Annotated in this window: 19 protein-coding genes; 12 read left to right on the forward strand and 7 right to left on the reverse strand. The window is 60.1% G+C overall.

From position 1 onward, the window contains the following. The first annotated feature begins 71 nt into the window (after window positions 1-71). The 3 genes from CK226_RS33740 to CK226_RS33750 are packed head-to-tail and all read left to right on the forward strand — an operon-like array spanning window position 72 to window position 5,549. Window positions 72-2,471, forward strand: a complete 2,400-nt coding sequence (locus CK226_RS33740; protein WP_143750395.1) for a calcium-binding protein — start codon at window positions 72-74, stop codon at window positions 2,469-2,471. Between the two features lie 28 nt (window positions 2,472-2,499). Continuing rightward, window positions 2,500-4,245 (forward strand): type I secretion system permease/ATPase, encoded by a 1,746-nt coding sequence (locus tag CK226_RS33745; protein WP_095794101.1) that lies wholly within the window; start codon window positions 2,500-2,502, stop codon window positions 4,243-4,245. Further along, window positions 4,245-5,549: an HlyD family type I secretion periplasmic adaptor subunit gene (locus CK226_RS33750; RefSeq protein WP_095794088.1), complete on the forward strand. Its 1,305-nt coding sequence runs from the start codon at window positions 4,245-4,247 to the stop codon at window positions 5,547-5,549. The genes CK226_RS33745 and CK226_RS33750 overlap by 1 nt, the downstream gene beginning before the upstream one ends. A gap of 216 nt (window positions 5,550-5,765) precedes the next feature. On the opposite strand, the gene CK226_RS33755 is transcribed toward CK226_RS33750, so the two are convergent. From CK226_RS33755 to CK226_RS33785, 7 genes are all read right to left on the reverse strand, one after another. After that, a complete protein-coding gene (locus tag CK226_RS33755) occupies window positions 5,766-7,454 on the reverse strand; it encodes an LTA synthase family protein (RefSeq protein ID WP_245437931.1) in 1,689 nt (562 codons plus the stop codon). A 772-nt stretch (window positions 7,455-8,226) separates the two neighbouring features. Continuing rightward, window positions 8,227-8,451, reverse strand: coding sequence for a helix-turn-helix domain-containing protein (locus CK226_RS33760; protein WP_095794089.1), 225 nt, complete (start codon window positions 8,449-8,451; stop codon window positions 8,227-8,229). Between the two features lie 422 nt (window positions 8,452-8,873). Beyond that, complete coding sequence (locus CK226_RS33765; RefSeq protein WP_095794090.1) at window positions 8,874-9,332, reverse strand: MucR family transcriptional regulator; 459 nt, start codon at window positions 9,330-9,332, stop codon at window positions 8,874-8,876. A 764-nt stretch (window positions 9,333-10,096) separates the two neighbouring features. Further along, window positions 10,097-12,163, reverse strand: a complete 2,067-nt coding sequence (locus CK226_RS33770) for a mechanosensitive ion channel family protein (protein ID WP_179301187.1) — start codon at window positions 12,161-12,163, stop codon at window positions 10,097-10,099. Window positions 12,164-12,375: 212 nt separating this feature from the next. Next, entirely contained in the window at window positions 12,376-12,906 is a 531-nt protein-coding gene (locus CK226_RS33775; RefSeq protein WP_095794091.1) for a hypothetical protein, read from the reverse strand. Further along, on the reverse strand, window positions 12,867-13,262 hold the full coding sequence (locus CK226_RS35290; RefSeq protein ID WP_179301188.1) for a hypothetical protein: 396 nt from the start codon (window positions 13,260-13,262) through the stop codon (window positions 12,867-12,869). Before CK226_RS35290 ends, CK226_RS33775 begins: the two co-directional genes overlap by 40 nt. A gap of 390 nt (window positions 13,263-13,652) precedes the next feature. Further along, window positions 13,653-15,368 carry a hypothetical protein gene (locus tag CK226_RS33785; protein ID WP_095794092.1) on the reverse strand — a complete coding sequence of 572 codons (1,716 nt, stop codon included), beginning with the start codon at window positions 15,366-15,368 and terminating at the stop codon, window positions 13,653-13,655. Window positions 15,369-15,393: 25 nt separating this feature from the next. On the opposite strand from CK226_RS33785, the gene CK226_RS33790 reads away from it, so the two are divergent. The 9 genes from CK226_RS33790 to CK226_RS33830 all read left to right on the forward strand — a co-directional run bounded on the left by CK226_RS33790 (window position 15,394) and on the right by CK226_RS33830 (window position 24,704). Further along, the gene (locus tag CK226_RS33790; protein ID WP_245437932.1) at window positions 15,394-15,837 is read left to right on the forward strand and encodes a hypothetical protein; all 444 of its coding nucleotides are present in this window, start codon (window positions 15,394-15,396) and stop codon (window positions 15,835-15,837) included. Between the two features lie 208 nt (window positions 15,838-16,045). Next, entirely contained in the window at window positions 16,046-16,846 is an 801-nt protein-coding gene (locus CK226_RS33795; protein ID WP_095794093.1) for a hypothetical protein, read from the forward strand. A 390-nt stretch (window positions 16,847-17,236) separates the two neighbouring features. Then, a complete protein-coding gene (locus CK226_RS33800) occupies window positions 17,237-17,476 on the forward strand; it encodes a DUF3604 domain-containing protein (RefSeq protein ID WP_095794094.1) in 240 nt (79 codons plus the stop codon). After that, window positions 17,473-18,348, forward strand: a complete 876-nt coding sequence (locus CK226_RS33805; protein ID WP_095794095.1) for a peptidylprolyl isomerase — start codon at window positions 17,473-17,475, stop codon at window positions 18,346-18,348. Before CK226_RS33800 ends, CK226_RS33805 begins: the two co-directional genes overlap by 4 nt. Before the next feature lie 44 nt (window positions 18,349-18,392). Then, entirely contained in the window at window positions 18,393-19,388 is a 996-nt protein-coding gene (locus CK226_RS33810) for a HupE/UreJ family protein (RefSeq protein WP_095794096.1), read from the forward strand. 11 nt (window positions 19,389-19,399) lie between these two features. Next, entirely contained in the window at window positions 19,400-21,364 is a 1,965-nt protein-coding gene (locus CK226_RS33815; protein ID WP_095794097.1) for a DUF3604 domain-containing protein, read from the forward strand. Window positions 21,365-21,855: 491 nt separating this feature from the next. Further along, window positions 21,856-22,884 (forward strand): alpha/beta hydrolase, encoded by a 1,029-nt coding sequence (locus tag CK226_RS33820; protein WP_210202267.1) that lies wholly within the window; start codon window positions 21,856-21,858, stop codon window positions 22,882-22,884. A gap of 38 nt (window positions 22,885-22,922) precedes the next feature. Beyond that, window positions 22,923-23,249, forward strand: a complete 327-nt coding sequence (locus CK226_RS33825; RefSeq protein ID WP_095794099.1) for a hypothetical protein — start codon at window positions 22,923-22,925, stop codon at window positions 23,247-23,249. Window positions 23,250-23,285: 36 nt separating this feature from the next. Then, window positions 23,286-24,704: a DUF1254 domain-containing protein gene (locus CK226_RS33830; RefSeq protein ID WP_095794100.1), complete on the forward strand. Its 1,419-nt coding sequence runs from the start codon at window positions 23,286-23,288 to the stop codon at window positions 24,702-24,704. Window positions 24,705-25,041 lie beyond the last annotated feature (337 nt).

Consider the following 25,041-nt stretch of genomic DNA (forward strand, 5'->3'; position numbering starts at 1 on the left):
ATTACGGCCAGGGCGTCGACAAGGTCGTCTTCGCCGACGGCACGATCTGGACCCGGGCCCAGCTGCGCGACATGCTGCTGACCGGCACTGCTGCCAATGAGACGTTTGCCGGGTTTTGGGGCAATGACACCTTCCGCTACGCCCGCGGCGGTGGCAACGACACGATTTTTGAAGACACGAACAGCGGCAGCGCCGACCGGTTGCTGCTGACCGACATCAATCCTTCCGCCGTCAGCCTGGTGCGCAACGGTAATGACGTGACGGTGGTGATTGCCGAAAGCACGCCGGGCGCCGGCGACGGCGGATCTGTCCTGCTCAAGAACAGCCTCGACGAGAACTACGGCCAGGGCGTCGACAAGGTCGTCTTCGCTGACGGCACGACATGGACCCGGGCCGACATCAGGGTCAAACTGCTGGATCAGGCCGGAACCACCGGCAACGACTCCATCACCGGCTTCAACTCCGCCGATACGATCCGGGGCCATGCCGGCAACGACACGCTCAATGGCGCTGGTGGCGATGACACCTACCTCTACGCCCGTGGCGATGGCAACGACACCATTTTCGAAGGGACCAACGGCGGCTCCAACGACCAGCTGGTGTTCAGCGACATCAACCCTTCCGCCGTCAGCCTGGTGCGCAACGGCAATGACGTAACGGTGGTGATCGCCGAAAGCGCGCCGGGCGCCGGCGACGGCGGCTCGGTGCTGCTCAAGGATACGCTCAACGACTATTACGGCCAGGGCGTCGACAAGGTCGTCTTCGCCGACGGCACGATCTGGACCCGGGCCCAGCTGCGCGACATGCTGCTGACCGGCACTGCTGCCAATGAGACGTTTGCCGGGTTTTGGGGCAATGACACCTTCCGCTACGCCCGCGGCGGTGGCAACGACACGATTTTTGAAGACACGAACAGCGGCAGCGCCGACCGGTTGCTGCTGACCGACATCAATCCTTCGGCCGTGAGCCTGGTGCGCACCGGTAATGACGTGACGGTGGTGATCGCCGAAAGCACGCCGGGCGCCGGTGATGGCGGATCTGTCCTGCTCAAGAACAGCCTCGACGAGAACTACGGCCAGGGCGTCGACAAGGTCGTCTTCGCTGACGGCACGACATGGACCCGGGCCGACATCAGGGTCAAACTGCTGGATCAGGCCGGAACCACCGGCAACGACTCCATCACCGGCTTCAACTCCGCCGATACGATCCGGGGCCATGCCGGCAACGACACGCTCAATGGCGCTGGTGGCGATGACACGTACCTCTACGCCCGTGGCGACGGCAACGACACCATTTTCGAAGGGACCAACGGCGGCTCCAACGACCAGCTGGTGTTCAGCGACATCAACCCTTCCGCCGTGAGCCTGGTGCGCAACGGCAATGACGTAACGGTTGTGATTGCCGAAAGCGCGCCGGGCGCCGGCGACGGCGGCTCGGTGCTGCTCAAGGATACGCTCAACGACTATTACGGCCAAGGCGTCGACAAGGTCGTCTTCGCCGACGGCACGACGTGGAGCAGGGCGGATCTGGTTGAACGGGCCAACGCGACGGTCAGTTATGCGTCGAATTCTGATGCGGTAACGGTCGATCTGGCGCTTGGAACTACGGTCGTGAACCATGCGGCCCTGGTCGGGCAATTCGTCCGCGTCTACCAGACCAATGGCAACTACCTTTCTCTTGCCGAAGTGCAGGTCTTCGAAAACGGGCAGAATGTCGCACTGACTGGCATAGCGAGCCAGAAGACGACCGGATGGGGAGGCGATGCCGGCCGCGCCAACGACGGGAATACCGATGGAGATTTCAGTCACGGTTCCGTGAGTCACACAGGAACGCCCAACGTTGGGGAATGGTGGCAAGTCGACCTTGGACAAACCGCTACAATCGACAAGATTGTCGTATTTAACTGGCCAGATTACTCATACAGGCTCAGCGACTTTGACATCGTCGTGACTAGCCAGCAACTGTCAGCATCTGCAACACTACAGGACGCGATCTCGCAGCCTGGTGCTCAATCCGTGCACTACGCAGGTACATTTCCCACAAGCGATACTGTGTTCGCGACCAGCGAAACGCATACGTTGACGAACATCAAATACGTCATTGGGTCCGCTTTCAATGACACCCTTCTTGGAGACGCATCGGCCAACATGCTCCTCGGTGGCGCCGGAAACGATGCGATTGAAGGGCGAGGTGGTCAGGACCTTCTGTCGGGCGGAGCCGACAACGACACCTTCATCTTCAAGGCCGGCTTCGGTCTCGACACCATCACGGACTTCACCGCTGGAGCCGCGTCCGACGATATTATCCAGTTCGGCAACGACGTCTTCGCCGACTTCGCCTCCGTGCTCGCTGCCGCCAGCCAGGTCGGCGCCGACACGGTGATAACCCACGACGCCGGCAATACGCTGACCCTGAAGAATGTTGCGCTGGCAAATCTTCATCAGGACGATTTCCAGTTCATTGCCGCCTGATGCCTGAACTGGAATTCACTTGAAGGCGATGCCGCAGTCCCGTCCATCAGAGCCGCCGCGAACGACCCTCGCGGCGGTTCTTGGCTCCTTCCGGCGTGCCTTCGCCGGCATTGCGCTGATGAGCGGTGTCGTCAACATACTGGCGCTGACCGGCTCGTTCTTCATGCTGCAGGTCTATGACCGCGTGATTCCCGGCCGCAGCGTACCGACGCTTGTCGGGCTTGCCGTGTTTGCAGGCACGCTGTTTGTTTTCCAGGGCGTGCTCGAGCTCATCCGGTCGCGGCTCCTGGTGCGCATCGGCATGGGGCTGGATGCCAGGCTGAGCGGCCAGGTCTATTCAGCACTCATGCGACTGCCCTTGCGCACCAAGCTCGCGGGGGATGGCCTGCAATCCTTGCGCGATCTCGACCAGGTGCGGTCGTTCCTGTCGAGCGCGGGGCCGACTGCGCTTTTCGACCTGCCGTGGATGCCGCTCTATCTCGGCATCTGTTTCCTCTTCCATTTCTGGATTGGCATGACTGCGCTCGCCGGCGCCATCATCCTGTTTGGCCTGACGCTGCTTGCCGAGGCCCGCACGCGCGAACCCGCCAAGGAAGCCAACCGCCAGGCCGCCGCACGCAACACGCTGGCCGAGGCGACACGGCGCAATGTCGAGGTACTGCAGGCGATGGGTTTTGGCTCGCGCATCGCCTCCCGCTGGGCCGATATCAACGCCGATTATCTCGGCACCAACGCCAAGGCGAGCGATCTCGCCGGCACGCTCGGAACCATTTCCAAGATCCTGCGCATGATGCTGCAATCGGGCATACTGGCGATCGGCGCGTGGCTCGTCATTCACCAGGAGGCGACGGGCGGCATCATGATTGCGAGTTCCATCATGATGGGCCGGGCCCTGGCGCCGATCGAACTGGCCATCGCGCACTGGAAGAGCTTCGTCACCGCCCGCCAGGCCTGGACGCGGCTCACCCAGCTCCTGGCGCTGCTTCCCGAGGCCGCGGCGACCGTTTCCTTGCCGGCGCCGGTTTCAGCCCTTGTCGTCGAAGGCATCAGCGTCACGCCGCCGGGCGAGCGGCGCGTGGTCGTGCAGGATGCCAGCTTTGCGCTGGAAAAAGGCGCTGGCCTCGGCATCATCGGGCCAAGTGCTTCCGGCAAATCCTCACTGGTGCGGGCAATTGCCGGCATCTGGCTGCCAGCGCGCGGCGCCGTTAGGCTGGACGGTGCAACGCTTGACCAGTGGTCGCCGGAGGAGCTCGGCAAGCATGTCGGCTATCTGCCGCAGGATGTGCAGCTGTTCGACGGCACCATTGCCGAAAACATCGCGCGTTTCGAGCCCGAGGCGTCCTCGGACAGGATCTTGTCGGCCGCCCGGGCGGCGGGTGTGCACGACCTGATCGTTCATCTGCCGGAAGGCTACGAAACACACATCGGCGAGGCCGGATCGGCCCTGTCGGCCGGCCAGCGGCAAAGGGTGGCGCTGGCGCGGGCTCTTTACGGCGATCCGTTCCTGGTCATACTCGACGAACCCAATTCGAACCTCGATGCCGAAGGCGAGGCCGCCCTGACCGAGGCGATCCAGGGTGTTCGCGCCCGCGGCGGCATCGCCGTCGTGGTGGCGCATCGCCCAAGCGCGCTGGCGAGCCTCGACCAGGCCCTGGTCATGGCCAATGGCCGGGTCCAGGCCTTCGGGCCGAAGAACGAGGTTCTGAACAAGGTCACCCGGCCGGCCGGTGTCCCGTTGAAAGTCGTGCCCGCGCCTGAAGAGAACGTGTCCTGATGGCTGTGGCTCCCACCATCGATCGCACCATCCGGCGCTATTTGCTTGGCGGTGTGGCCGCTTGCATCTTTCTTGTCGGTGGCGCCGGCAGCCTGGCGGCGGTGACCGAGCTTTCCGGCGCGGTGATCGCACCGGGCAAGCTGGTCGTCGATTCCAGCGTCAAGAAGGTGCAGCATCCCACCGGTGGCGTGGTCGGCGCCATTCTAGCACGTGAAGGCGATGCCGTGATGTCCGGGCAGGTCCTGATCCGTCTCGACGAAACCGTCACCCGCGCCAATCTGGCGATCGTCACCAAGGGGCTCGATGAATTCGATGCGCGTCTCGCCCGCCTCGAAGCCGAGCGCGACGACCATGCCGACATTGTCTTTCCCGCTTCATTGACATCGAGGCGCGATGACCCTGGCGTCGAGCGCGCCATGGCCGGCGAACAGTCGCTGTTCGAGTTTCGCCGCCAGGCTCGCGCCGGACAGAAGGCGCAATTGGAAGAGCGCATCGCGCAGCTTGCCGAGGAGGCCTCGGGGCTCACCGAGCAGCGGACTGCCAAAAGCCGGGAGATAGAACTGATCGGCACCGAGCTCGACAGCATCCGCATGCTCTGGCTCAAGAAGCTGGTCTCAATCGACCGCATGACGGCCTTGGAGCGCGACGCGGTGCGGCTCGATGGCGAACACGGACAACTGACGGCGTCGATTGCACAGGCCAAGGGCCGCATCGCCGAAACCCGGCTGCAGATCATCCAGGTCGACCAGGATCTGCGCAGCGAGGTCGCGACCGAGCTGCGCGACGTTCAGGGCAAAATATCCGAGTTCGTCGAACGCAAGGTTTCCGCCGAGGATCAGCTCAAGCGCATCGACATCCGCAGTCCGCAGGATGGCGTGGTCCACCAGCTTGCCGTCCATACGATCGGCGGCGTCATTTCGCCGGGCGAGGTGATCATGCTCGTGGTGCCGGTGGCGGATGATCTGACCGTCGAGGCTCGCATTGCCCCGCAGGACATCGACCAGCTCTCGCTGGGGCAGGACGTGGCCCTGAAGCTTTCAGCATTCAACCAGCGCGTGACGCCGGAACTGAACGGCGTGGTCAACGAGATCTCCGCCGATCTCAGCGTCGACGAGCGCAGTGGCGCTGGCTTCTACACGGTTCGCGTCAGCCTGCCGCGCACGGAACTGAAGAAACTGAAGGGCCTCACCCTGGCGCCGGGCATGCCTGTCGAGGCGTTCTTCTCCACCGGCAGCCGAACCATGCTGTCCTATTTGGTGAAACCTCTGGCCGATCAGATACAGCGCGCGTTCAGGGAAGAGTGACGCTCCTGCGTCGCCAGTTTGCGCTCTTCAGGCGGGCTGCCTTTGGGCCGCTTTGCTGATTGTCAGGCCGCGGTTTGGCGAGATTAGAAAGCGGAGCCGACGCCCGCCGATCGCCATCACAACCCGCTGCAGTCTGGCAAATTCGCGGCGATGTGGGCAAGACCATCGAGTGCTCCGCGCTCCAGCCATCTCAGCTTGCCGACGCGTCCCGTGGCGTTAATGTGGGCCGGCCTCGGGCGCCGTAGCCGACCGTGTCGGTCTCGGCTGCCAGAATGACCTGACGAGGATATCCTCGGCATAGATCGCGCCATCGAACTGACCCTGCCCGAGTTCCTGGGTCAGCGTCGGCCGATCCCCAAGCAGCGAGACGCCAAGGCCAGCCTGGCCATTCGCGGGCGGCACACCCAGCGCGTCGAGGATGGTGGGAAATATGTCAATCGTGCCCGAAAGTCCGACATATGTTCTGGACGGGATGCCATCTCCCGACAGTGAGAAAAAGTTGCGTCTTTCATACTTGTTCAGGCGGTCCGTCACCGCGCTTGGCGCACTGAGATGGTCGCTTTGCAGCGCCAGAACGGTGTTCGCCATCAGACCTTCGGCCTCGGCTTTGTGGATGAAGTCGGCAATGAGCATGTTGGTGCATTTCACGGCGTGGAGGATATTGGGAACTTGCGGGGAAAGTCCCGTCTTGCCGATACATTTGTCGGTCAGGTAGCCATCCATCGCATGCCCGCCACTGACGGCGATCGTCAGGGAGAACGGTTTGCCATCGCGCTGCGCGCGCCGCAAAATGCCGAAGCTCAGATCGAGGACTTCGGCGTCGTCGGCGCCGAAACTGTTGCCGCGCCCGGCGAGGGCGGCCACCACTTCGGGACCCCCGAAAAGCGATGAGTAGCCATGGGTGGAATAGAATGTCCCCTGACCGGTGAAGCTGAGTGGCCAACCGGTAACAAAGTTCTGCCGATAGCCCCGCGCCTTCAGGGCATCGCCCAGGCAGGTCAGGCCAGGCAGGAATTGCGAATGCTCCTCCAGATACCGGCGCGAGGTGAAGAACGTTATCAGCAGCGGCGTTCCACAGTTCGCGGCGACCATCCCTGAGATGGAGTTGTTGGTGTAGGCAAGCTGCACCATGTTGCTCGCCGAAACGCCACGCCTGTCGAATTCCAGCAGCGGCCCCATGACGTCGCCGAACTCCGCCTCGTTCATGTAGGTGCGCTCGGCGCTCTCGATGAAAATATGAACGAGGTTTTTTGGCGCGACCGTCACGGACGCTACCGCAACCTGCGGCTCTGCCAAAGCGATAATATCGACGAACCGTCGGGACAGGAAATCATGCAGCGGGTTGGTATGGATCGCCGCCGCGATCGGACGCGTCAGCATCGGGTTTGCCGCCAGGAAGAACGCCATCAAGGCAACGTCCAATCCTCTGGTCAGCGTGCCGCGCGCCTTCAGGGCGCCGAGACCGAGAAGAACGACCAAAATAACCAGCATCGTGCTTCCGGTATTCCACAAATACTCAAGGACGACACCCGGCGTAAGCATGCCGGCGCCGGCATGCATGAACATCGCACCCCAGTCGAAATAGCCGAAGACGCTTTCCAGATAGACATAGACAAGGAACAGAAGGCAGGGGAAGAGCGAGAAATAAGGTCTGAACCGCCTGCTTCCTTGTCGATCCGCCTTCCTGTCCCGGAAGCCGTCAAGCCAGAGAAGCGCGATCAAAACCCCCAGGCCGAGAACCGCAAGCAGCCCCTTCTCCTGAACATAGATAAGCGACGCGAGCCAGGTGAGCGATCCTACCGTCGCGACGCTAACCAATGGACCAACTGACCAGCAACGAACCGCAAGAAGTTTCGGCATACTTTGCACCCATGCGCCAATCGCAAAGTTGATATCCAGTATCACTTAAAACTATTATAATGAAATTCTGAAAAATCGCAGATATCTAATTGCTATTACTTGAGAAGGCGCTAATATACATCACCCGAAAATAGCCTCGGTTTCGACCCTCTGCCGTCTACAACGCCTTGCATAGTGCCCGAGCCAGGACTGATCCAAGGCGGTTTCCACCGTTACACCTTGGCCCTCGGCCAACCCTCGCCTCACACCTTTCATGACCATCAGCGTGCCCGACAAGTGCTCGCGGTTCAGGACCAACCTTGACGTTGGCATTTGATTTCGGCTCTCCGCATTTGCCAGGGGGGCACCAACAGCCGACAGTCTGCTTGCGGCCCCATTTCAGTCATCCCAATCGCGGGCCAGTGGGGCCGTTCTGAGAGCAATATATCGTTTCAGCGAGCGTCGATTGCCGATAGCTCCGGCGCTCAGCAGTTTGTCAAAGGTGCCGTGGCGCGAGATCGACACTGCGTTGTGGGGCAGGGAAGGGCGCATGTCTTGCGCCGATAACGCCCTCGCAGGTCGCTGGCTATATTTGCGATCTATCACCCGTCGCACGACGGTTGGGCAAACTGGCAAATCTATGATTTCAGGGGAAATTGGATCGAAGCGTGACCAACCGTGATCCACAATGGTCGTAGGGTGTCGAGCGGGATCGTTGTGCAACTCCCTCTCGCAGTAAGCTATCTTGTTGAAAGATATTGCAAAAATCTCTACACCCGAGAACGTGAGGGGAGGCTTATGGGGGCGGTGTTGGATGCTCCGCCGTCACTAGCCACGCTCACTCACCGCCGTTCATGCTGAATCGCTTTGACGCACGGCACGCCACTGTATTCTTGTGATCCCACGTCTCTAGTTCCTCAATTGGATACAACACGGCTTTGCCAAGCTTGACGTACGCCGGTCCAATCCTCTTGGCTCGCCAATTTCGCAGCGTTCCAACAGAAATGGTGCCGCGATAGCGTTCCGAGACTTCCTCAGCTGTCAAAAACTTCCTGTCGTCCATCAAGCTCCCCAAATGTCCGACGTCGGGAACATGGGAGCAGGCTCAAGCACGCTCCCAAACCCTTGGTCATGCAGTTGCGTGGCCATGAGTAGGTATGTGCATCGGAAATAAAAGCCGCTGAGTGGGGGAGTAGAAGCAGGGGATATGTCTGGATAGAAATCGGATCAACTGCCAACGGGTGTGCAAGGTCGGTCAACCTGGGCCAACCGAAACGCTCGGTGACCACGGCACGAGTTGCGAGTCGAGGCCGTCGTTGATCATCGCCAAGCGGCCCGATGACAGTTTCAGTTTCCGCCCCGCTAGGAAAAAGGCCGGCGCCCTCGCTGGGAGGTTGCCCGAATGGCGCCGGCCAGACGGTCCTTTTCAGGTCCGCCGCTCGCCAAACACAGCTGAGTCTTTCCGTTGCGTCAGGTAGTGGCGGACTACGCTTTGGCTTTCTGCTTCCCAGGTGCCTTCTTGGCTGGTGCGACGGGTTCAGCCTTGCGGCCAAGTCCGATGGACTTCGCTAGTTGCGAGCGCTGAGCAGCGTAATTCGGAGCTGTCATTGGGTAGTCGTGCGGCAAGTTCCACTTGGCGCGATAGGCCTCCGGTGTCAGGCCGAAGTCCGTGCTAAGATGCCGTTTCAGTGATTTGAACTTCTTGCCGTCTTCGAGGCAGATAATGAAGTCCGGCGTCACCGACTTCTTCGGGTTGACCGCGGGAGTTTGCGGCTCAGCGATCGGTGGGACCGGAGTGCCAAGTCCGGACAGCGAAGCATGAACCGATGCTATCACGTCCGGCAAGCCAGACACCGGCAATGGATTGTTGCTGACATATGCTGAGACAATGTCGGCGGTTAACTCAGTTAATTCGGCAGAGCGGGTATCGGATTCGTTGGTCATTGGTGGTCCTTTTTGCCTGATTTATCCCCTCTCTATGGGCGGATGATCAACGACGCAACCGTCGTCCTAAGCCTAATCTATCGAACTGCAGTGGAGCCAACGCAGAATTTGTAAGGTCTTCGGACAACCCTTTGATGTTATTTCCGAAGTAGTTCCTGCCGTCGAGCGAATGAAGCTCGTGGAGCGGAGCTGCCTGCCCAGCCTCCGGTTTGGCTGGGGTTCTTGGAAGCTTTTCGAACTTTCTGGGTCACGTCTCAGCCCGAGTTGCGCGCGCTTATGGACAAAGCGGGACACTAGATTCGGCTTTTGGATAATTTCGGTGGCAGCGACTTTCTGGCGCGTGTGACTTCCTGATAGCGCCGGTCAGCACGACGCCCCCAACGGCCCAAGTTCTGAATGGCAGCTTTGCGGCGGAACCCACCGCCCAATCCCGGCCGCTTGGCATTCCACCGTCACTATCTGAAAGCGGACATAGCGAAGTTCAGTTCGACGCTGCTCGAGTCGCGGCACCCGGCATCAACTGGCGGACGCTGTTGTCAGCAGCAGAACTTCGTAGCGGTATTGTCGGGCAGCATTGCCTAGAATGCAGCGCCTAATAGAGCGAGAGGAATCCGAAACCAACCTTCTCTGGCCTGGAGGTCATCAAGCAGCCATCGGCGAGATGACTGCAGAGCCGAAAAGGCAAAGCACTCCCCAGGTCGCGCGTTGCAGGCGCCACCTGGATCTTGCCGGCCTTGTGGCTGACGTTCGATGCTCTTCTTTAGCTAGTTGGCAGCTTGCTTCATTTTGAGTAGTTGCTGCGCGGCAGCCGCGTTGTCGCCGCCACCTGCCACATGTACGGTTGGAACGGCGAGCTTGATGCCGTTATCGTCAAATGCCTTCTTAATCATCATGAACGCTCTCCGCTTGATGCCGAACTGAGTTCCCGGCTTGGTCATCAGCTTCATCCTGATGTCGATCCCTGAGTCGCCGAAACTGTCGACACCTTGCATTTTCAGTGGCTCGATCGTATCGGCCGCGAATTCAGGATCCGCGGCCAGTTCCTGACCGATCTTCTTGATAAGCTTGCGAGCGAGGTCTACGTCAGAATCGTAGGTGATACTGAGAGCCATCTTGTCCATCACCCAGTCACGGCTCATGTTTTGGATAGCGCCGAGCGCGCCGAACGGCACGGTGAAAATCGGTCCGCGATGATGCCGCAGCCTGACTGATCTCAGGCTGAACGATTCGACAGTGCCCTTATAGCTACCGCTCTGAATATACTCGCCGACACGGAAGGCATCGTCCAGCATGTAAAAAACACCGCTCAAAATGTCCTTGACCAGCGTTTGCGAACCGAAGCCAATAGCCACGCCGAAAATGCCGGCGCCGGCGATCAAAGGTGCGATCTGTATGCCTAGTCCGGACAGGATTGTCAGCACAGTGACTACGGCGATGAAGACAGCGAGCGCGTTGCGGAATATCGGCAGCAGCGTACGCAGCCGGCCGTCGCGGGCAACGTCGCCGGCGTTGGACCCGGCCGCCGGCGAAAGCGCCATCCGGTAGGCGATCAGCGCCTTCGCCATCTGCCAAAGTAGGTCGGCAACCAGGAGAACGATGATGCCATTAAGCAGGCCTGAAATCACTAGCTCGCCTGTTTTACTGCCTGCAAGGGCTGCAGCTCTGATGCGCCAGAGATAGGCGAGCCATGCGACCGCAGCGCCGATCACTGCCGCCCTGGCACCCCTGACGATCAAAACGTTCCCTACGATGCCGAGGGCGCCACTGCGCTGCGCCCGGCCGACGAAAGCCTGTGCGACGCTGCCAACCCCACGTACGACGGCCGGCAACAGCAACACATAGAGGCCGAGCCATAGCACGCCAAGCAGTCCTGCCACCCAAACTAGCCAAAGCGCGATCAGATAGAGCGTCAGCAGCGATTGCCTGACTGCGGTAGCTGCGCTGCCCGGCCGGCGCCATACGATTTCGACAGCGACGGCGAGCATGCCCAGGCCACAAAGCAGTGCAACCACCCGCGCAACGTCGATGGAGAAACCGATGCCAGGCATGAGACTGGCCACGGCCCAGCCAAACAGCAGAAATCCGGCCATGAGGTTTACGCGCGGAATCCAGAAACGCCGCGCGGTCTCATCTGTGGCAGGAACTGCCGTCGGCGTCTCATCCGACGTTCCGCTGCCCGCGCGGGCTACTCCAAACAGCAACATGGCAACTGCTCGGATGAATCGCACTGCGACGAAGGCGAGCAGCAAGGTCAGCACGATGCGGCGAAGCAAAGGCGGCCATTCCAGCGCGACAAACGATCCGATGGCGGCCAGAGCAAATGTCACCAAGGCAGCGACCTCGGACAGGAGTGCCTGTTTGGGGTCAACTTCTCCGCCAGAATGGCCCAACGCCAAAGCCCGGCGAACAAGCCACTCTGCGCCGAAGCCGATGACGGTCAATACTGCCAGGATCAGGATCACCAGGCCGGGCCTGCCAGTATTCACGTCCCGCGAGACGACGCCGGCGGCATTGGCAAGCTCTTGCGGGATGCGAGGAATGGCGTCACTGAGCGTGACGAGTCGTGCGCGAACGGCCAGTTCCCAACTAGAGATCGCATCGGCCAATGATGCGGCAGACGGTTCCTCGGCGGCTGCCGGTGTCTTTCCCTCGAGCCATACCTTCACCTCGGGGTCGGAGAGCAGGTCGAGGAGTTGCCGCGCCTTTGCTGGCGGCACGCCGTCCGGAGGCTGTTGGGCATGAGCCCAAGAGGTTGCAGCGAGCAGCCAGAAGAAAATCGGAACGACTGCCTTCACCAAAATACCAATTCGAGTGGGCAGTGCTTTGCTCATCGCGCCCTCCGGCAATTCTCGATCGACAATAAGATCGGACTATCCCGCAATCGAACGAACCATGGCGGATCGAACGCGGAACCTTGCTACTTGACCACGTCAGACTCGCCCGGCCGCCAGGACTGTTGGTGACTGGGCCATGCAGGTGGTCATGCCCTCACAACCCCACCATCGCGTCGACCTCTATGCCGGTCGAAAATCGGTGGAATCGATCAGCCTGACTTTTGTGCGGTCAGGCACTTGCGACCTGCTGCCATAGCCTTGAAGGTGCCCTTCAGATCGACGACAAAGCTACCCTGGGTTTGCGGAAAAACGGTCATCTTGTATTTCTTCGCCACGTCGCGTTTGAAAGATGGGTCATCTGTCAAAATGTAACCTCCCGAAAAGCCGCCTTTGAGTTGGCCGGCCGTTGTGGTCACCACGCCGCGGTAAAGATGGCCGTCGATATCGACGAAGATGTCCTTGACTCCGTTCTTGATGCCAATGTCCAGCTTTGTGAACACGCCAAGGTACCCGACCGCCTGGTTTGCGGCTACGCCCATTTGCACCGAACCTGGGCCAAACGCACTCACGATCAGGCAATCTCCGCGTGTTTTATTTGCGTAGACAGTCCAGCCCTCGACATCGTCCCCGTATTTGACAAGATTATCGCTAGCTTTGGGGAGGGGATTTTCTTGCGCGCAGACCGCCGTCGCAGAAAGCGCTACTGACGCCACCAATATGAGTGCTGTAAAATTTCGCATGGTTCTCCCTCAGATTTAAGAGTTTTTAGTTCGCGGCCTTTGAAGGCCGGGTGAAGCGACGGTGCTGCCCCCGAATGCCAACAATGCCCAGAAAGATTTGCTTTCGCTTCGCGCCGCAGTCGCAGCTTCCCTTCAACAGTCAGACAATGTAGTTCGTCCAACTTTTCATCCGCACAAGGATTCGTCGAACGACGGTGACCGACGCCATATGGTTGCTGTACACGGGGATCTGACCTGTCGATCCGGCAGGCAGCTGGTATGGCGATCTCGTAAGGGATTGCCCAGACAGCGATCGCGCCGTAGACGACCAGCAAAAGCACGATGATCACGGTAATGAGTGCGACGCTGTCGAGCATTGTTGTTTCCATCCGAGGTCGAGGCGCCCTTCTTCAGTCCACTTTCCCGCCGGGCTTCTTGCTTTTCCATCGATGCTGCCGGCGGGACCATGGTCATGCATTGACTGGAGCAATGCATGACCCACCTACGCTGGGGCATTGTCCCGTTGTTTTGAAGGTAACTAACTGTAGCCTACCCATTAAAAATGCGGTCTGGCCCGCTGCCGGTTCGTGGATACCGATAAAGGTTTGACGGAACTGGAGGAATGCAGAGCCGAGCGCAGGTCGCGCAAGGTCTAGGATGGCGCCGGGGCGGGCGTGTTCGGTTGCCTCAGGCGCTTCGATAGTCTTCCGCGACAGAAAACGAGCTATGCTAGCTCGACTGCGCGGTTTAAAATCGGCGCAGCCCACTCAATCAGGGATCACAAGACCTGCTTTTCTAAGCGAGCCGAGAATGGTCTCGACATCTTGCGGGCGGGCCAAACGCATTGACACTTGCCCCCTCAGGTTCTTCACCAATGCCGGAAAATTCTGTTGAAGCCATTCGCTTTCGCGGTGCGCTTCCGCAACATTTCCTGCCTCACCGTTTATCGCAGCGCCAATCAAATGATAGATCGGATTCATCGGCGAAGGAGCTTTCTTCAGCCAGTTCGCTGCTTGCGCATAGTCGCCGCCAAAATAGGAGCAGAGGGCCAAGACCGCTTCATAGTCGGCTGAGGTTCCGGGATTCAATTGACGCGCCCCCGCTATCATCGAGCAACCTTTCGTCCATTGTCCTGAAACGGCCAGGCGCTCGCCATATTCGCTCAAAAACTCGGTGTCGTTTGGGTTGAGTTTCAAGCTCTCCTCGCCTAGCGCCAACGCGGCATCAATCTGTCGGTCGAAATAGAGTGCCAGCATTTTTGCCTGACGCGCTGGCATATTCAGGGGATCGAGCGCCGCGGCGTGCCGGGCGGCAGCGAAAGCGCGCTCAAGCGCTGATGCCGGAGGCCTCCCATCGACTCCATACCGGTAGTCATCGACATAGACCAATGACAGGAGACCCCATGCCGAGGCGTAGCCGGGGAAGCGATCCACAGCTTTCTCAAGGCATGTACGGACAGCGGGACGGCGCTCCGGATCCATTTCCAACCGATACGCATAGAAAGAAAGTGTACAACCATAGGCTACCCAATCATCGGGGGCGTTGCTCACGTCGAGATCCTCGTCCGCCTGGAAGATCACGCCGTAAACCTGAGCCAAATTTTGTGATACGCTGTGCGCAATTTCCTTCTGGGCATCCCGAAATACCGAGACTTTCAATGGGCCGTCGTAGGTATTTGCCCAAATGACCGACCCATTTCCGCGATTGATGAGCCGGACCCGAAGCTGAAAGGCCTCATCCGACAGCGTGACACTTCCAGCGACAACAAATCGTGGTGGCGCCAATGAGGCATCTTCCGGCTTCGGGGCTGACTCCATAACCAGCAAGTCTCTGAACTTGGAAAGCTGCTCGACAATTTCCTCCTTCAATCCACTTGCAACCACGCCTGCGGCCTGAGTGCCGCCCGGATTGTCAAACGTCTGCACGAGCACTCGGGGCCTTGCTGGCTCGGTATATGTGGAGGGCGCCCACCACCACCAGACCGATAGAGATGCCACGATCGCCACAAGAGGCATGAGCACGGCTGCCAGCACTCGCGGCCGAGTTCTCCACAGGGTCGGGCGCTCCGAGACTGGCTGCGCGACAAGTGGGGCCGGGAGCGGTGCTAACTCAGTTTCGGCCTGGCGTGCGAACGAAGGAACATATCCGCCCTTGGGAATTGTTATGAGTATAGGATCCCTTTGTCCTGAGGTCAGGTAGTAGCGTTCCAGCGCCCGACGAAGGTGGCCGGCCTCAATGCGGACGATTGGGTCCGTCTGAGGGTCAAATGATTGGCCACGGCCGAACACTTCGACCGCGATGGTGTAAGCCTTGATGCGATCGCCACGCCCGGATAAGGCTTCCTCGACCACGTAGCTAAGGAAACGGTGCTCACGGCCCGTGGCATCGAAGTCCGCGCTGCCGAGGATCAGGCCAAGCTGGGCGCGACAACTCTCGGCAGGGAGAACTGGCTCCGCTGTGAAGGATGATTCAGGCTTATTCACTGCCCCTCGCTCGACCAGTGACTACATGGTCCCCCACGTAATTTACATTCCCCAGCCGGTCGTGGGCAATATACAATTCACTCAGGTCGCGAACTGGCGAATTGAAAATCGAATTGAAAAAATCGTTATTTCGGTCGGATTTATGTCAGATCAACGAATCATGGCCACGCAACAGGAATCATCCGAGAGACAAAGAGCGATCCTAGCGGCGGTACGCCGCTTTCCGCAGTTTGAGTTGGCGATCCACCGACTGGTCGTTCGGAGTGAGAGCTTTCTGGAAATATGCGAGGAGCTTGCGGACGCCGAGCGGGCGCTCTCAAGTGTCGACCAGACCACAACGACATTGGTCGAGGCCAGACGAGCCGAATGGCAGCAACTTGTTGACCGGCTGGTTGGAGAGGTCGGGGCAGCGGTGCGGGACTCAGAGGCTCCCCGCAACCTGGGCGTCAATCCTCGGCCGCCATGGTAAGCGCCACGGATGGTCAGAACTGGTCGGTGGTCAGCCTCCCGCCATACGGGGTTCGATTGCAATTGCACAACCCTGTTAACGATAGGATGCTGTCGCAATGCGGTTGTCTAACAATCAGCCCTACGGCGCTACGTCGTGGTCCAATGTCGACTAAGCCTTCTAATGAAACCGGGACTGAGAGTCGCAACCCACAACCGAGCAAAGATCAATGAAAATTTTCTGTCGGACGGTGACTACCGGCTATGCCGCGCTTTGTATCCTGTGCCTTGCTAACAACGCGGGCGCGGCCGATCTGGTCTCCCCGGTGACGCCGGACCTGAAACCCATAGTGACCGAGCAGGGATGGACGTTCAGCGTCGCGCCGTATTTCTGGGCTGCTGGCCTCTCGGGCGACGTGGGGCAGTTCGGTTTGCCCGCCGTCGAGGTTGATTCTAATTTTGGCGACATCCTGAAGAATCTTGATTTCGCGGCCATGGCCGTTATCGAGGCACGCTACGACCGCTACAGCATTTTCGGCGACCTCCAATACGTCAAGATTTCCGCCGGCAATGGCACGCCCAAAGGCATCTTGGCAGACAGCGTCGATCTCACGTCGCAAACTTTTTCAGGTCTGGGTGGAGTTGGTTATTCAGTCCTCCAGAGCGACGCTGGACGTCTCGATGTGGTCGGCGCCATGAGGGTCTGGTCGGTCAATACGGACCTTGAGTTCCATGGTGGAATTCTTGACGGCCGCTCCGCCAGCGACGGCAAGACCTGGGTAGACGGGCTGGTTGGTATTCGTGCGAACTATTCGCTCACACCCGAGGTCTATGTCACCGGTTGGGGAATGGTGGGAGCTGGCGCGGCCAATGTCGATTGGGACGTCGCAGCCGCGCTGGGCTATCGTTTCAACGATCGATTTTCGGCGGTCGTCGGCTATCGCGCATTGGGCGTCAACTACGACAATAACGGGTTTGTCTTCGATGTCGTGCAACAAGGCCCGATCATGGGTCTGATCATGCGTTTCTAGGGCGGCGCCCAAATCGCAGCAATTGCGCCAGACCTTCGCAGGGTCCTGGCGCGGGGTTTTGAAGAACCGGGGTAGGGCGGACGGGCCGGCGCCACTACCCGCGTTAAGTTGGCCAGTCGCGGCGCTGATAGTGATGCTGACGGCCAAGTAGAACGTGCTGCAGGCAAAGAATGCGTCTGAACTCGTGGGTGATGCGCGCCAAAAGGTCGGCGACGACTTGGCCGGGCGGAAGACACGCAGTTTTCCCGAACTCGTTGCGCAGAACAGGTCTGGACGTCCGAAGCCTGTGATCGACAGCTTGCACCCAGCTGCATCTTTACAGTTAATTACGTTCCCCACCCGCGCCCTTTGTGTGCAAACCATCCCAGGCGTCCACTGCTGTTGGCCGCGATGCAATGGGTACATTGGGAAGAGGGCATGGGCTACCTCAGCGAAGTGAAAAAGCCGGAGATGCTGCAGAGCGAGTATGCGCGCACAGCGTTGCAGACTGGCCTGCGGTTCGAGGCGAAGCTCGGAGTGAATACCTATGAATTCGGCATGATAGGCTCGACCGACAGCCACACCTCGCTCACCACCACCCAGGAGGAGAACTTCTTCGCCCGGATGTCAGCGCGGGATCACCGCAAGTGAGTTGGCTGAGAGAACCCCTGCTGCATTTCGCGGTCGTCGGCGCGATCCTGTTCGGCAGCTACTCGTGGCTGCACGAAAGCAGTGTCGCCGCTTCAGCTGTCCAACCCGTCCGCATTGGCGAGGGCGATGTACGCTGGCTGAAGCAGACGTGGTCGAGCCAGTGGCTGCGCCAGCCCACGGCGGAAGAGTTGAAGGGTTTGGTCGACGATTTCCTGAACGAAAAATTGTTGGCACGCGAGGCTGAAGAGATGGGCCTTGAGCAGGACGACTCCATCATTCGCCGCCGCCTGGCGCAGAAGCTGAAGTTCCTGGTCGAGGACACTGCCCAACTTGCCGAACCTAGCGTGACGGACCTGCGGCAGTTCTATGCTGCCAATCCCGCACAATTCGAGACGCCGGGAAAGCTGTCGTTCAGGCAGATCTACTTCGATCCGAGACATCGCAAGGACGCCGCAGCGGACGCCCAAATGGCGCTCGCCGCGCTGAATGCGACGGGCGACGCGGACGCGGCGGCGGGTGATCCTCTGATATTCGGCGACAGTTTTGAAAACACCAACGAGCTGGCGCTGTCGGGGATGTTCGGTCCGGACTTTGCACGCGAGGTCATTGCGCTCGACCCCGGCCAGTGGCGCGGTCCGGTGAAGTCGGGGTACGGCGTTCACCTGGTGCTGGTCACCGAGCGCACGCCGACGGTGTTGAAGCCTTTCGAGACGGTCAGGGATGCCGTTCTTGGCGAATGGCGCGGCGCCAAGCAGACAGAGCTCACCCGCGACTATCTCGTCGAGCTGCGCAGGAAGTACGCGGTAGAGGTGGACGACAGCGTTAAGGCGATGCTGGGACCAGAGCCGGCACACAACGTGGCGGCAAAATGAGGCGACCGGGCAAAAAGTCTCTTCTCATGGGATGCGCCCGCGCAATGGAGCGCGTTGCGCTGGTCGTGCTGGCAGCGGTCATCATCGTGCTGCTGCCCGCGGCCGCCTCTGCCCATGAGGTACGCCCCGCCTATCTCAGCGTGCAGGAAGAGGCGCCGAACGAGTTCAGCGTGCTGTTCAAGACCCCGATGCAGGGCGACGCGAGACTGGCGTTGTCGGCGCTGTTTTCCGGCAGGAACGAGACGTTGACGCCGATCGTCTCCCATCCGACCGGCGATGCGATGGTGCAGACCTGGCACATGCGCACGCTCGACCCGCTCACTGGCCAGAACGTTCTGATCGACGGCTTGCAGAACACCATGACCGACGCGCTGGTCCATGTGGCCTTCGCCAACGGCAACAGCTGGACGGCGCGGCTGACGCCGAGCGAACCTTCCGCGGTAATCCCCGCGTCGCAGAGCGCCTGGGCGCTGTTCGCCACCTATGTCCGCCACGGCATCGAGCACATCGCGTTCGGTTTCGACCATCTGCTCTTCGTCTGCGGGCTGATGCTGATCGTGCACGACTGGCGAAAGCTGGTGAAGGCGATCACCGCGTTCACGGCGGCGCATTCCATCACCTTAAGTTGCGCGACGCTCGGATGGGTGAGGCTGCCTTCGCTGCCGGTGGAGACGATGATCGCCATCAGCATCGTCATGGTCGCCGCCGAGGTCGTGCGCATGGAGCGCGGCCAGCTCAGCCTCGCCATCGTTCGGCCCTGGATGGTGGCCTTCGCCTTCGGCCTGCTGCACGGCTTCGGCTTTGCCAGCGCGCTGGTCGAGCTCGGCCTGCCGCAAGGCGACATCCCCCTGGCGCTGCTCAGCTTCAACGTCGGCGTCGAGCTCGGACAACTGGCCTTCATCGCCGTGTTGCTGAGCTCGGTATACGCCGTGCGGCGGGTCATCTTCATTCCCCGGCAGGCGATCGTCGCGTCAGCCTATGCCATCGGCATCATCGCAGCATTCTGGAGCGTCCAGCGGCTGGACGCGATGTTTTCATAGTGGAGGTTCAAATGAAGTTCAGAAATCTCGATCGCGCACTGCTGAGAAGTGCAGCACTTGCAGGCCTGTTGGTCGTCGCGCAGTCCGTTCGGGCTCAGGAGGCTGTGAATACGGATATCGGCGACATCGACAAGACCACCGGCGCAACGGTGTTCCAGACAAAGCGGCCCTACTCGCCTTATGCCGGCCGCAACTTCCCGGTGCGGCCACTATTCGGCGACACCCATTTGCACACCGCGCTCTCCTTCGATGCCGGCGCTGCCGGCGCCAGGATCGGGCCGCGCGAAGCGTACAAATTTGCCAAGGGCGAGGAGATCGTTTCCAACACGGGGCTGCCGGTGAAGCTGTCGCGCCCGCTCGACTTCCTGGTCGTGGCCGATCACTCCGACAATCTCGGTTTTTTCGGCGATTTCCTCGCCGGCAAACCCGAGATCCTGCAAAATCCCCAGGCCCGCACCTGGTACGACATGATGCAGTCGGGCAAGGGCGCCGAGGCGGCCTACGACATCGTCAAAACCTTCGCACAAGGCAAGTTTCCGAAGGAGATTACCTATTCGCCGGGCAGCGCCGCGTATCGTTCCACCTGGCAGAGCATCATCGACGCGGCCGAAGAGGCCAACGAGCCCGGCCGTTTCACCGCGATCATCGGTTATGAATGGACCTCGCTATCGAAGGGCAACAATCTGCACCGCAACGTGATCTTCCGCGACAACGGCGACAAGGCCGCGATGATCGAGCCCTATACGACGCAGCCGCCGCTCGGCTCCAACAATCCGCGCGACCTCTGGAAATGGCTGCAGAACTATGAGGACAAGACCGGTGGCCAGGTGCTGGCGATCGCCCACAACGGAAATCTGAGCAACGGCACGATGTTCCCGATCATCGAGTCCTTCACTGGCAAGGAGATCGACCGCGAATATGCCGAGCAGCGGGCGCGCTGGGAGGTCCTGTACGAAACCACGCAGATGAAGGGCGACGGCGAGAGCCATCCGGTCCTGTCGCCGAACGACGAGTTCGCCAATTTCGAGAAGTGGGACAAGGGCAACCTCGACCTCAGCGAGGCCAAGAAGCCGGAGATGCTGGAGTTCGAATACACGCGCTCGGCCCTCAAGAATGGCCTTAAGCTGGAAGCGAAGCTCGGCGTGAACCCCTACAAGTTCGGGCTGGTCGGCAGCACCGATTCGCATACCGGCCTCGCCACCGCCGATGACGACAACTTCTTCGGAAAGGTCGCGTCGGCCGAGCCAAACCCCGAGCGCACCTCGCATGCCTTCATGTCCAACGCGAAGCTCGGGCTGAAGATCATGGAATGGGAGATGACCGCGTCGGGCTACGCAGCGGTGTGGGCGCAGGAGAACACCCGCGCCTCGATCTTCGACGCCATGAAGCGGCGCGAGACCTATGCCACGACCGGGCCGCGCATGGTGGTGCGCTTCTTTGGCGGCTTCGACTTCGAGGCCGCCGACGCCAACAGCCGCAGCCCGGCGATTGCCGGCTACAGCAAGGGTGTGCCGATGGGCGGCGACCTCAGCCACGCGCCCGACGGCAAGGCGCCGACGTTCCTGGTCGCCGCGCTGAAGGACCCGATCGGGGCCAATCTCGACCGCTACCAGATCGTCAAGGGCTGGCTAGACGCGGCCGGCGAGGTGCATGAGAAGATTTACGACGTCGCCTGGTCCGGCGACCGCAAGGCGGACGCCAGCGGCAAGCTGCCGCCGGTCGGTAGCACGGTCGACGTGCCCAATGCGACGTGGACCAACACGATCGGTGCGCCCGAGTTGATCGCGGTCTGGAAGGACACGGATTTCGACCCCTCGCTGCGTGCTTTCTACTACGGCCGTGTCATCGAGATCCCGACGCCGCGCTGGACCGCCTACGACGCGAAGTATTTTGGCCTGACCTTGCCGGCCGACGTGCCGATGACGACCCAGGAGCGCGCCTATACGTCGCCGATCTGGTACAATCCGGCAGGTTAATTTGGGTGGATCCCTGCAGGAGGGCCTGCATCATGCGTTTGTTGGATGGCAATTTTGTTGCTGTTCCAAAACGCGCCAGCTGAAGTCAATTTCCGGCCACGAGCTTCAGGGTTCCGGCCGTAGGATACAGTTAGTTACCTTCCTTACAGGACGCTCGAAACGTAAGCGGTTTCCGCGCCACCGTTGGGGATTGATCGCGATCAGTCAGCTGCCGATCTTGTATTGGGTCGGCAAGCGGGTTGTGTCTTGACTGACCTTTACGCAAGTCGCGTCACGCGACGACTTGTGTCCGATCACGGACAACGCTCGGCGGGGGGAGGCAAGGCTGCCTTCTCGGAGATGACATCGGGGTGCACGAAAGAATGAAGCTGGTAAATCGCTGCCGGGTACTGGTGGGAGTGAGCATGCGAGCAGGGCGAACCCTGGCAATATCCTCTGCTTGCGCACTCATCCTCTCTTCTTGCGCAAGCAGGCCTGAGACCGGGGCCCTTTTGTCGAATACCTCCGTAGCTCAAGGTGCCAGTTCGCATACCATTCTCGTTGCTACCACTCGAGCGCCTGATGCTCGACCGGGAACCTACTTCGATGGCGAACGGTCATCTGCCCTGAACTTTGCATCGATCACCGTCAGCGTGCCGCCGAACCATAGGGCTGGCAATGTCGAATGGCCTTCTTCGAAGCCGGGAAATGCTCAGACGGATTTTGTCACGCGAGATGGCGAGGTCCTGCCGAACGAAAAGCAGTTTCTGGCCGAATTGAACCAACGTTTGAAAGCTCAGCCCAAAGGCCAGCGCAAGGTCCTGCTCTTTGTGCATGGTTACAACACGCTGTTTGCCGAAGGACTCTATCGCTTCGCGCAAGTCGTTCATGATTCCCGTGCGCCTAGCGTTCCCGTCTTCTTCAGTTGGGCCTCGCGGGGCAAGACGCTGGACTACGTATATGACAACAACAGCGCGACTATCGCTCGCGACAGATTGGAGCGGACGCTGCGCCTTTTGATGGCAAGTGATGCTGATGAAATCAACGTCCTCGCGCATTCGATGGGCAACTGGGTGACCGTCGAGGCATTTCGGCAAATCAAGATATCGGGAAATATCGCTTCAGCCGGCAAGCTTGGCACGGTGATACTCGCCGCCCCCGATATCGACGAGGACGTATTCAAATCGGAAATGCAGCGAATCGGAAAACCTAAAAAGCCGTTTTTGATCATTCTCTCGCGCGACGACAAAGCATTGGGACTGTCGCGAGTTATCGCTGGCGGCAAAGATCGGCTTGGAGCGAGTAAAGACAGTGCGGGCCTCGCAGATCTCGGCGCCATCGTGGTCGACCTGTCGAATGTGAAAGCGACGGATGCGACCAATCACGGCAAGTTCGCTCAAATTGCAGAAATTGCGCCGGAACTTCGCAAGGTCCTGGCGCAGGGTATTCCAGATCAGGAAGAGGGCGGGCTGGCCGGCGCCACTACCCGCGTTCTCACGTTACCAGTCGCGGCGCCGATAACGATGCTGTCGGCCAATTAGAACCTGCTGCAGCTATTTGAATTTAGAGAGGATGAACGATGACAAGAATTAGCTTGAGATTGGCCGGTGGCGCGGCTGCGATTGCCGTCGCTATAATTTTTGGCGGACTGATCGACGAAGTTGTACCGCTCCCCTCTTTCGTCGGCGACGCGCAGGCGCGAGTTGGTCATCCGCTCACGCCCGGCAGCGTCGCTGGCGTTGCCAGGCGTACCACTCGCCGAACAATCCGCCGGACGGCTATCTACGTGAACAGCCTCCCGGCCGCGTGTGTGAAGACCACCGTCTACGGCCCCGTGCTGTGGCACTGCGGCGGCAAGTACTATCAGGCTCATAACGGGCGCTACGTCGTGGTCCACATACAGTGACTTGGGGTTGACTTCTGGAAACAGCGGAGGGGAAAAATGCCGTTGGTTCAAAGCTTCTTCGGCAGCATCTTGTTGTGTCTGGCCGTGGCGCTTCCAGCACAGGCGCAGGACGCGCCGAAACCGACTAGCTGGCAGGAACAGTACGCCTATTCCCTCGGACTGCAGGCCTATGTCTTTGGATTTCCCTACGTCTACCTGCCGTCATTGCGCTGGAATTGGGTGACCGTGCCAAAGCCTGCCGGAAGCATCACGCCCTACGCGCCGCTGAACCACTTCTACAACGTCCGTGATCTGGCCACGGCCGAATACCGCGATGGCGGCTCGCCGAACAACGACACGCTGTATTCCATCGCCTGGATCGACGTGTCGAAAGAACCGCTCATTCTGACTCATCCCGACATGGGCGACCGCTACTTCACCTTCGAACTGGCGAGCATTGACAGCGACAACTTTGCCTATGTCGGCACCCGCACCACTGGGGGCAAGGCGGGAAGCTACGCGATTATCGGTCCGAACTGGAAGGGTCAGCTACCGGCTGGAGTGAAGTCTATCACGCCGTCCAGAACCAACAGCGTTCTGATCCTCGGACGCACATTGGTCGATGGTCCGGCCGATCTGCCTGTCGTCCGCAAGCTGCAGGACCAGTACACGCTGATCCCGCTCAGCCAATGGGGCAAGGCCGAACCTTTGCTGCCTGCGAGCCGCGATGTCTGGGCTCCCTTCGACGCGAAGACCGATCCGCTCGGCGAATGGAAGACGATGAACCGGGCGATGACCGAGAACCCGCCCGAGGCGAGGCTGGCGAAGCTAACCGAGCTTTTCGCCAAGATCGGCATCGGCCCCGGCCAAGACATCGACAAGCTGGACGAGGACACCAAGCGCGGTCTGGCGCGAGCTTCCAAGGACGGCTTTGCCATGCTTCATCAGGTGATCCGCTCTGGCGCTCTCGGCAAGCGCGTGAACGGCTGGAATATCCCGCCGAAGGCGATGGGGACGGCGGGCCTGATTGACGATTTCCTGCTGCGGGCGTCAATACAGTGCCTTGGCGGGATCATCGCCAACGACCCGGACGAAGCAGTCTACTACAACACCGCGCTTGACCAGTCAGGCCAGCCGCTGGACGGCAACAAGCAATATGCGATGCGCTTTGCTCCCGGCCAACTGCCAGAAGTGAAGGCGTTCTGGTCGATCACCATGTACGATCCCACCTACAACCTAGTTGCTAATTCCATCAACCGATATGCAATCGGAAACCGGACCCCGAACCTCAAAACCGATGCCGATGGTGGTCTGACGCTTTATATCCAGAGCGAGGCTCCGAGTGCAGATAAGATGGCGAACTGGCTGCCAAGTCCGAAAGCTGGCTCGTTCACCGTCATTATGCGGACTTATATGCCGGACAAAGCCATCGTCGACCAGACGTGGGCACCACCGGGAGTCGCGCCTGCTCGCTGACCACCCGATGTAATCGACCGAGCAAGTCCGAAATGGGGTCGGAGGCAGAAGGGCGGCTTACCGCCTGCGATCCCCTAACCTGGCGGGGACTATGAATAGACAAGAAGTATTCCGGAAAAGCGTGCTCGGCGTCAGGCTAGCGCCGACAAATCAAGGGAGGGCGAAAAAGGTGAACAACGATCAGGACTTGCCGGAAGCCGATATCGGCATCAAAATCACGCGCCGCGACGCATTGATGGCCGGCACGGCGGTAGCCGTTTCCCGCTTGGTTGCACCAATCGGCCTTTCGGGCGCGCTCGCTGGCCTCGCCGGCGTTCAGCAGGCAGAGGCACAGCCG

It is taken from the genome of Mesorhizobium sp. WSM4311, assembly GCF_002295115.1.
GTDB lineage: Bacteria > Pseudomonadota > Alphaproteobacteria > Rhizobiales > Rhizobiaceae > Mesorhizobium.